We start from the raw sequence: 8,223 nt of genomic DNA on the forward strand, positions 1-8,223 counted from the left end.
AGGCTTTCAAACTGAAAAACTGCTAAATCTACCCCTTCCTGCCGGATGATGGTGCTTTTCTCGATGTTTCGAGTTTTGCCGTCGCTGGTGACGACGGTGTAGGTGTTATCGGGACAAGGTTTACTTGCAGCATCTTGACTTTCTTCCTTCTCACATAATACATGGTCTGCGGTTAAAACCGTGTAAATATTCCCTTTTTTAGCGATAATTACGCCACTTCCATTGGCTGTACTGCTACTATCAATCCGCACGGTGAAACCCTTGGCTTTTGTTTCTAATTCGGCGATATAGTCAGTAGGGGCGGTGGTTTCTATATCGGGGTTCACCTGCGGTAGGGGTAGGTTATAGGCGCTGAGGATTTCGGGCCGGATGTAGGTTAATAGGGTATGAAGGGAAATGCCCCAATTAACCGCTCTCATCTGTTGGATTTCTGCGTCTGTGGGTTTTGTACCGTCCTCGTAGATGTAGTTAGAGAGAATCGGATGGGCCGATCGCCCGTTAATGCCGATTAACTCCCCATCGACAAAAATGCCGCCGCCACTCATTCCCTGCACGATATCGCCACTATAACCGACGCTGTAGCCTTCCCGGAGGGGTCGATCGCTCACCTGTTCGAGGGTTCCCTTTGTCGTCCGATACTGTCCCGTTTCGGCAACATATCCCGCGGCCACCACTTCTAAACCGATCTCGTCTTGATTGGGGGTAAACTGCGCGATGGTGGCGATCGCATAATTCCTGGTATCGCTAAACTCCAGCAGAGCGAGATCTTGATTTTCCGATAGGGAATTGGGGACAATGCGGGCCGCACGGCTGTGGCCGTCGTAAGTTTGTACCTGTAGGGTTTTCGTGTTGCGGGTAACGTGGGCGTTGGTTAGGATAAGGTAATTATCGCCTTTTTTAGCGATAATCGTCCCTGATCCCCGATTTGTCTCGCTAGTAATCTTAACGGTGACTCGTTGTAGGAATTGCTCCTCGGTAAGCTCCCGATCGCCCTGTGCCGTCAGAATGGGATGATTAGAAATATTTCCGGCAGCCGGGGTGACAAGGGTTAACCCGGGTTGAGGCAGTAGGGAGAAAAGAAGGATGAGGGCGATCGAAGGTTTGATCATGGCTGTTACCTTGCTATTTTAAGTAGTAAGAACGAAGAAAAAAGAAGATACCGGAGGTGGTGAGAAGTGCGATCGCTGGGGGGATAATCGGAACCCAGAGACCGAAATAACTAAAGAGAAGCCAACCGATACCAGTAAGGGAAATCACAGCGATCGCCACTGTCAAAAGTACCGTTTTTACCCGAAGAAAACGCCACGTTAATAATCCCCCCACCAGGGACCAACCCAACACCCAGAAAGCCTCCTGTAGGGGATTCCAGAAAGCGATCGAGGTACGTTTTCCTTCCATTGTATCGAGAATTTGACTGACCGCGTGCGCGTGCAAATAAACCCCCGGAATTGCTTCCGATGGGTTGCGACTAAAGGGGGTTAAAAAATCATCGATCCCGGGTTCTGTTACTCCAATCAGGACAATTTTTTCCCGGACTGATTCGGAATTAAAACGCGGATCTAAAACCTGTCGGAGAGATTTTTTCGGGGCAATTTTGATGATTGCATCGATGCCATTATCGGCGATTCGACGGTAAGCGAGCATAACTTGACGGCCGGATCGGGTATCGGATTGACTGGTTCTGTAGGGGCCGCGGTTGGATTGTAGCCAGTCACCGAGATGAGTATCCCCGATATTAATTTCTAGAATTCCCCGCTCCAGTTTATTGCAGTCAAAATCTTGATTCTGGGATTCTAGATATCGTTTGGCAATTAGGAGACTAAAACTAGGAGCATAATCTTTAAAATTACAGGACATTGAGTCAACTTTGGCCAAAGAATCCGGGGGAAGACAGGGAGAGGTGCGATCGAGTTTTGCCTGATATAAAAAACGACGAATTCGGGGAACTCCGGCAATGGTTTCGTCTGGGACTATGTTACTAAAACCACTCTGATTTTTTGGCAGTTCCGGGGGTGGGGGAAATCCGTCCGGTTGCGGGTAATTATTAAACTTACAAATCGAGATAAAATTAGGAGTATTTTGTAATTGTTTGGCTAGGGGTGGATAATCTTGACTGGCAGCGATGGGACGGAGGATATCTAAGGCGATAATTTGCGGTTCGTAGGGCAGTAATTTATTTAAAAGCTGCGATAATGCTTCTCCTGCGAGGGAACGTTTTTGATCGCTTCCTGGTATTGTTGGTCTTTTCATACCCATGCGATCTTGATAGGCCCAATCTTGGCGATCAATGGTAATAATTAATAATCTTTCATCGGGTTTATCTTTGGGTTTTAGTTGCATCAGGCGATCATAAATATTTAATTCTAAGGGTTCTAAAATTCCTGTTTCTCTTATTGCCAAGACTGTCATCGTTACGGCTAAACCTAAACCGAAAGTTAGAGCAAATCGTCGCCAATTTTGTTGTTTTTGAGGGGAGTTACTGAAACTATGCCAAGTGGGGGGTTCTTCGGTGGGATTGGGGCAAACTACGGGCAGCCAACTGGCACAGGGATAGTCTTTTTCCCAGTCATCGTGCAGATTTTTTTGGGCTTCATGTACGGCGCTATAGAGAGATTTATTATTGGTAAAAGCGGTTAAAAAGTATTGCAGAAATTTGGGAGAAACAGGATCGGGTAATTTCTCGCGCATAAAGATTAGATGGGGTAATGCCATCCCTTTTTCCCGTGATAGTTGTTGTGCCAAACCGATACCATCACAGGAGTTAAATATCGCTAACTTTAACCCGTTTTTAGTAGCTTCTCCCAGAGAAAAGCTAAAATCAGCTATCTTTAATTTATGAGTTTCTGTTAGTTGAATTTCGCAATCTTGGCCATCTTCTGTACTGGCACTATGACCACTAAAAAAGAGGATATTCCAAGTTTCTTGACGCAATAACTGATTTAATTTTTGCGGGTGAGGGGCTTTTTCCCAGATAATTTCTGCTCCTGCTTTTCCCGCAATATCGTCTAAAGTTTTGCGATCTTCTTCGAGAAATCTTAAGTCGGTGGCATAGCCTAAAATGGCTAAAATCCGAATTTTTTCATGATTTCTTAATTGTCTAGTTAAGGTATCGTATTCTGAGACAATAATGGCTATATCTGCGCCAGTATTTTGGAGGATTTCCCATTTTTCCCAGGGGAATCTTTGCAGCCAAATATTATCGGTTTGTAACCAGATACGAAAGTTATTGCCAGAGCGCAGAATTGCGGTTTTGATCGGTTCAAATTCTTGGCTATTATTCAACCATTTGTTTAAGTTATCCTCAAATAATTTGGCTTTTTCTTGGCAGTTTTTAAAAACTAAACTCTGCTGAGAACTATTGGTAATTTGTTGGGGATTGCTATCTTTTAAGACTTTAAAAAATCCCTCTAATTCACTATAGTGACGTTGCCATTGACGGTAAAGAGTTAATAACTCTAAATTAGCTGGTAGCCTTGCTTTGATCACAGTTTGGGGACGAGAATTAAGATCGGGACGAATTTCTAATTTTACTTTAAATCCCCGATCAAATGTGCCATCTAGTTCGAGAGTTAAGAGTTTAATCATTAAGTTTTTCCTCGCTTATACTTGTAAATATTCGGTGACTCTTGCCGATTCTAAAGCCACTTCAATGAAGAATTTATCCCCCAATTCAGCATCAAATCGATAACGAATAAATTCATCGTTATCTGTGGCAATTACTTCTCGAAAAACCTGACCAGTTTCGGTGAGAATAGTTAATTTTAAATGGGGGGGTAAAGTGCTTGTTTCTCCGGTGGGGTAAACAGTCGCTTGCAGGCTAAATACTTCTTCAGTTTTAGCGATAGTAATCATCAAAGCGAGGGGATTTCCCAGTAATTCTACTCCTAAATCTTTGATGCGTTTAATTTCTGTATTTTTGAAAGCTGGAACCAGTGACAGTGAGCTAAAATTGAGGATACTTTGCCAATCAATGGGGAAATTATGGGCAAACCAATTGGTTAACTTGACGGGGGATTTTTGCCGGCGGGTAATTAAAATTTTTCTCCAGTTACTATTGACGATAACTGCTGCCCATTCTTGAAAAGTAACGGCTTTTCTGGGAAAGATTAACTGAGGATTAGCTAAGATGTCTAGTAAGGTTGTCAATCTATCTAAAGATAGTTTTTCTTCCATCTTTTCCGGTTCAATCCTCACTGCTTGTAATTGACACTCTCCCCATAAATCCAAAGAATCTGATCCTGATTGCAGTTGATTTCTCGGTAGAGAGTAGTTAAGATTACGCTTAATATATTGTCCTTTTTCCTTAATATCTTTATGGGTAGTATAACCCCAAATTCTCAGATGACTTTCGGCAGTGTTTACCTGTACAGCTAGATAATAATCACCAATTAATTGAGGAATATCTACCCATTCTTGAGGAATTTCGATCGCTTCTAGATCCAGAGTTTCGCTGGCAATAACTATTACTGACTTTTCGTCTAATTTAACGGTAAAACCATTAACTCCTAGTTGCCAGAAATCCTCTTGATTTTCTACTAAGCTAACCCCAGGCATCCCTGACTGTAGATAGTTAAAAATAACTTGTTGACAGAGATAATTAATATAAAATCTCTGACGAATACTGGCATCAGTAAAACTGGCACTCTTTGCCCAACTTATCTCTTGAATATCTGCGGGTATTTCTAGCCAAATGCTATCAGGAGTTAGTTCTAACCAATCATTAACCATAATTAATCCTCCTGAGTTGTTGCGCTGGTTTGATAGTAGTATGTTAGCCATGGTTCTATTGCCTTACTAATAACTTCTCTATCGTGAGACTGGAAAGGAATATGCAGGTTTTCGCTGGCCCAGGGTAAAAACTTTTTAGCGAGGTGACGATAAACTTTATCCAGTTCCCTAGAAACCTGATATTGTTTGATAACCACCGTGGTAATTTCTGTAATCTTAGCGGCAATTGCCACTTGTCCCAACCCTGAACCATAAGTCATCTCTAGAATTAACTGAATTTGCGGATGCAGTTTTGCCTGTTGCGGCTGCTGACAAATCTGTTGAATTTCTGCGCGTAACCAAGCTAGAATTTTTTGGTGGTTTTGTTGCGACTCGCGAAAATTTTCCGCCGCTTCTAATTGCTGCCAAGGGGTATCATGGAGAGTATCTTCGATCATTTCTTCCCTCGTGCTACTTTCCCCATCCCCGAAAGGTTGCTGTAGAGAAATTGTTTTTCCTTGGGGAAATAAATAATCAAAAATAGCTTGTCCCGCATCCTCTAACCATCGGGTAATTGTCGCAGAATTGATTTTGATGGTAGAGTGGCTATCCGAGTTATAAGCAGCGGCGATTTTTTGCCAGATTTCTGGACTAGGTTCCTGAATTTTACCATCGGTTTTGATTTTTGCCTGGGCATAAATTTCTTTATAGTAATCCCAAGCTAAAAGGTAATTTTCGAGAGTTTCTCCCACTAATCCCCTCGCTAGGAGAGCTTGGCTGAGACGCGCTCCGGTAGAATTAAGTAGTAGGCTCCAAGTATTATGGCCGAATGCTTGACTAATCTGACGGATGCGATCGATTAAGCGATATTTAATCCTCTGATTGGCAAAATTATCGAAGCGAGTAGAGAATAAAGGCTTAAAGTCAGCTAAGATAGCCTCAAAACCAAGAATTCCTTCGTTAAAGTAGTCTTCGATCTGATAATCCAGTTTAGCTTGATATTTTTGATAGATTTCGGCAGCAGCCCAGTAGCAAGGTTCCTGCAAATAAGCGTATAAATGCCCACGAAAAAGATGATTTTTGGAACCGTGATTCTGATACTGTTGGTGAAAGAATAGGGACCAATACTCCTCGGACTCGACATTAGGATCGATTGGGCCATAGCTTTCCATGTTACGACGCAAACGCCGATCGCAATTCCATTCTGTCCTATTTTGCTGCAAAACTAAAAAGCAACAAAACTTCTCCAGCAAAGTCTCTCGTTTTTTCATCTAGCTACTCCCCGTGGAGGTCAACTAAACTGTCTATCGTTCCACTTCGAGATTTTATGCAGTATTTTGGCATTTTGTTACAAATTGATCATACTCGGTCTAGGAGAGTCACATTGACATACTCCCCAACCCCCAACAGCTAACCCCCATGGCGGACCAGAACAGGCATATTAAAAAAAAACCTGTCCAGTGTTCCTGAGAAACGTTAACATAAGTTAACAACCCCTTAACAACCGATAAGATCATCCCCAATTTATCAGGAGTTCGACAGCGTGAACAAAAACGGTAATAACAAAAAATGGCGCAATGCGGGACTATATGCCCTATTGTTAATCGTAGTCCTTGCCTTGGCCTCAGCTTTCTTCGATCGCCAGCCAGCAGTGCAACAAACTTGGAAGTATAGTGAATTTTTACAGGAAGTGCGGGAAGGTAAAGTAGAAACCGTGCGCTTAAGTGCCGACCGGCAACGAGCGATCGTACCCACCCAAGATGGAGCAAATGTATTAGTTAACCTGCCCAACGATCCGCAATTAATCAACATCTTGGCAGAAAATAACGTTGATATTTCCGTACTGCCCCAAAGAGAAGAAGGAGTATGGGTAAGAGCCTTCAGTAGCCTCTTTTTCCCGATTTTACTTCTTGTTGGTCTATTTTTCTTGCTCCGTCGCGCCCAAAGTGGTCCCGGTTCCCAAGCGATGAACTTCGGCAAATCGAAAGCAAGGGTACAGATGGAACCCCAAACCCAGGTTACTTTCGGTGATGTGGCCGGGATTGAAGGGGCAAAATTAGAATTAAACGAAGTGGTGGACTTCCTGAAAAATGCCGATCGCTTCACGGCAATTGGGGCAAAAATCCCCAAAGGAGTCCTTTTAGTCGGTCCTCCGGGGACAGGTAAAACCCTGCTCGCTCGCGCAGTAGCTGGAGAAGCAGGAGTCCCGTTTTTTAGCATTTCTGGTTCGGAATTCGTGGAAATGTTCGTCGGGGTGGGTGCTTCTCGCGTCCGCGACCTATTTGAACAAGCGAAAGCGAATGCACCTTGTATCGTCTTTATCGATGAGATTGATGCTGTCGGTCGTCAACGGGGTGCCGGTTTAGGGGGGGGTAACGATGAACGGGAACAAACCCTCAACCAATTATTAACGGAAATGGACGGTTTTGAAGGTAATACAGGTATTATCATTATCGCCGCCACTAACCGTCCTGATGTGCTGGATGCCGCTTTATTACGTCCGGGTCGTTTCGATCGCCAAGTGGTGGTGGATCGTCCCGATTACGCTGGCCGTAAGGAAATCCTTAATGTCCACTCCAGAGGCAAAACTTTGGCCCAAGACGTGGATCTCGATAAAATCGCCCGTCGTACCCCCGGTTTTACCGGTGCGGATCTGGCTAATTTGCTCAACGAAGCCGCAATTTTAGCGGCACGTCGCAATTTAACCGAGATTTCTATGGATGAGATCAACGATGCGATCGATCGTGTTCTGGCCGGTCCTGAGAAGAAAAATCGCGTCATGAGTGAAAAACGCAAAACTTTAGTTGCTTACCATGAAGCTGGTCATGCTTTGGTGGGTGCTTTAATGCCGGATTATGATCCTGTCCAGAAAATTAGTATTATTCCTCGCGGTCGCGCTGGGGGTTTAACTTGGTTCACTCCCAGCGAGGATCGCATGGAATCCGGGTTATATTCTCGCGCTTATCTGCAAAATCAGATGGCTGTAGCTTTGGGGGGTCGTTTAGCTGAAGAAATTATCTTCGGTGAGGAAGAAGTGACCACAGGCGCTTCTAATGACCTGCAACAGGTGGCACGAGTAGCGCGGCAAATGGTCACTCGTTTCGGCATGAGCGATCGCCTAGGTCCGGTGGCTTTAGGTCGTCAAAATGGTAATGTTTTCCTAGGTCGTGATATCGCTTCCGATCGAGATTTCTCCGATGAAACTGCGGCAGCTATTGACGAGGAGGTGCGTAACTTAGTGGAACAGGCCTATCGTCGCGCTAAAGAGGTTTTAGTCAATAACCGCGCCATCTTAGACCAGTTAGCGCAAATGTTAGTGGAAAAAGAAACCGTGGACGCAGAGGAGTTGCAAAATATCCTCGCTAATAACGATGTGAAAATGGCGGCTTTAGCTTAAGTTTTGTAACATTTTCTTGACAAACAGCATCCATCAGGGTGCTGTTTTTTTTGATAGCTGTTAATCGGGTGCATCTCAATTTTTGTCAATCCCACACAGAGAAAACGGGTTTCTCGGAG

Annotated in this window: 5 protein-coding genes; 1 reads left to right on the forward strand and 4 read right to left on the reverse strand. The window is 44.0% G+C overall.

The features are described 5' to 3' along the window. From PX636_RS16510 to PX636_RS16525, 4 genes are all read right to left on the reverse strand, one after another. Nucleotides 1–1,109, reverse strand: a 1,109-nt coding sequence (locus PX636_RS16510) for a S1 family serine peptidase (protein ID WP_288117877.1), incomplete at its 3' end; no start/stop codon positions are given. A 13-nt stretch (nt 1,110–1,122) separates the two neighbouring features. After that, nucleotides 1,123–3,585, reverse strand: a complete 2,463-nt coding sequence (locus tag PX636_RS16515) for a CHASE2 domain-containing protein (protein WP_288117879.1) — start codon at nt 3,583–3,585, stop codon at nt 1,123–1,125. Between the two features lie 15 nt (nt 3,586–3,600). Beyond that, nucleotides 3,601–4,728, reverse strand: a complete 1,128-nt coding sequence (locus tag PX636_RS16520; protein WP_288117881.1) for a DUF1822 family protein — start codon at nt 4,726–4,728, stop codon at nt 3,601–3,603. 2 nt (nt 4,729–4,730) lie between these two features. After that, nucleotides 4,731–5,978 (reverse strand): sigma-70 family RNA polymerase sigma factor, encoded by a 1,248-nt coding sequence (locus tag PX636_RS16525; protein WP_288117882.1) that lies wholly within the window; start codon nt 5,976–5,978, stop codon nt 4,731–4,733. Between the two features lie 272 nt (nt 5,979–6,250). Here PX636_RS16525 and ftsH3 point away from each other — a divergent pair, with 272 nt between their 5' ends. Continuing rightward, nucleotides 6,251–8,104, forward strand: a complete 1,854-nt coding sequence (ftsH3, locus tag PX636_RS16530) for an ATP-dependent zinc metalloprotease FtsH3 (protein WP_002763074.1) — start codon at nt 6,251–6,253, stop codon at nt 8,102–8,104. The last annotated feature ends 119 nt before the right edge of the window (nt 8,105–8,223 follow it).

This window comes from Microcystis sp. M53598_WE2, assembly GCF_030067735.1.
In the GTDB taxonomy this organism is placed as follows: Bacteria; Cyanobacteriota; Cyanobacteriia; order Cyanobacteriales; family Microcystaceae; genus Microcystis; species Microcystis aeruginosa.